This is a genomic window from Roseburia sp. AM16-25, from assembly GCF_003473825.1.
Lineage (GTDB): Bacteria > Bacillota > Clostridia > Lachnospirales > Lachnospiraceae > Pararoseburia > Pararoseburia lenta.
Genome location: NZ_QUCW01000011.1, coordinates 1 through 1,630, shown reverse-complemented (window position 1 = coordinate 1,630; position 1,630 = coordinate 1). Strand labels below are relative to the sequence as shown.

Genomic DNA, 1,630 nt, shown 5'->3' with positions numbered 1-1,630 from the left:
GCCGCTAAATTATTGTTTATCTTTTTATTGTTCTCTATTTTATTGTCTATCATACAAAGAATAGATGATATACGCCTTTGCTCGTCTATATCAGGCGCAGATATTTCGTACTGTGAAAAAGTACTTTTATTTACTATAGGTACTGCGGTTGATGTTTTACTATGAAAATTTAATATTTTGCCCAATTGTTTCATTGAGTAATATACAAAATCTGCATCAAAATTTAACTCATCAACAATTATAGAATTAATTTGCTGATTGGTTACCGTGGACCTTGTTGTCATTGTGACTTTTCCCAAATCAGAACCAATACAACTAACGCATACCGATTTCGCAGGTATAAGATTATTTTTTACCTTTTCTAGACCTTTTTCAGTTAAAGACCTAGCAGTTTTATTCACCCATTTTGATTCCATATCATCTGACGGAGTTAAAAACGGAATTTCACCTCCAAAGTATTCTTCAACTGATGTCTTTGGTGTTTTTCCTGTAACTATTTTCCCTAATTCAGAAACACTTATTGTCCTCCATCTCTCTGACATATAATCATCTCCTATCCTATATATTTTCTGTGCGACATTTTAACATTCGTTTGTTTAACCATTGCATACTGCAAAGTAGTATCTATCTTTTTATGCCCTAGTAGCTGTTGTAACTGTTCTATCGGCATTCCTTTATCTATCGCCATCGTAGCTAATGTTCGTCGAAATTTATGTGGATGTACTTTTCTCATTCCAAGCTTTCTGCCAAATTCTCTCAATCTAATTTCCACTCCACCAATCTGTAGACGTTCATTTGGCTCTCGCAATGAAACAAACAGCGCAGGATTATCATCCTTTCTACTGTCCAGATAATTTTGTAAATGCACCTTGGTCCGAGCATCAAAGTAAACAACACGTTCTTTACTTCCTTTACCGAAAACAATACATTCTCTTTCCCGGAAATTAATGTCACTACGATTCAAAAGAACCATTTCTCCAATGCGCATTCCGGTAGAAGCTAGCAAATCAATCATTGCTAAATCTCTAATTTCATCACAACTATCTCTCATTAATTCCAGTTCTTCATCTGAATAAGTTTCTTTAACATTGCTCGTCGTCTTTACCTTATGAATGCGACGTACAGGACTTTTCAAGATATAATCCTCATCCTCTAACCAAGTGAAGAAACTAGACAAAATTCGCCTAATATTATCAATTGTGACCTTGCTAGAGTTTCGTTTATCTTTATATTCAGTCAAATACGTTCTTATATCATCAGTGACCACATGCTTGGCGTTTTTTCCTAGTGTATCAAGCATGGCGCATATTGTTTTTTCATAATATTTTAGAGATTTTTCCGAGCACCCTTCAATTCGCTTTGCAGCAAGAAACAAATCAACGTAATCCGTCTTATCTATTTCTTCATTGATAATTCCAGACTCATAATGCGCAAGGACCTTAGTCAAAATTTTTTGTAGTTTTTCAGCCTGAGCATTATCAAGAAATGGCATCATTTCTTGAACAACATCCCTAATAATTTCTTGATTCATAATTGTTCTCCTTTACTGAAGAGAACAACTCCGGGTGGGTTCCCAATATTAATTCCCGCCACCCGCGAGAGTTATGGGCTATATATAAACAATAATTTA

General features: G+C 34.9%; 2 protein-coding genes. Both read right to left on the bottom strand.

Annotated features, from left to right (window positions below; all coding sequences use genetic code 11):
• A partial coding sequence (locus DW183_RS12360) for a restriction endonuclease subunit S (RefSeq protein ID WP_118282731.1) occupies positions 1–542 on the bottom strand: 542 nt, incomplete at its 3' end.
• A gap of 11 nt (positions 543–553) precedes the next feature.
• Positions 554–1,531 (bottom strand): site-specific tyrosine recombinase/integron integrase, encoded by a 978-nt coding sequence (gene xerA, locus DW183_RS12355; RefSeq protein ID WP_118282728.1) that lies wholly within the window; start codon positions 1,529–1,531, stop codon positions 554–556.
• Positions 1,532–1,630: the final 99 nt, after the last annotated feature.

Excerpts from the sequence above, each read along its gene's own strand:
- xerA (WP_118282728.1), bottom strand. The coding sequence starts at position 1,531 with ATGAATCAAGAAATTATTAGGGATGTTGTTCAAGAAATGATGCCATTT.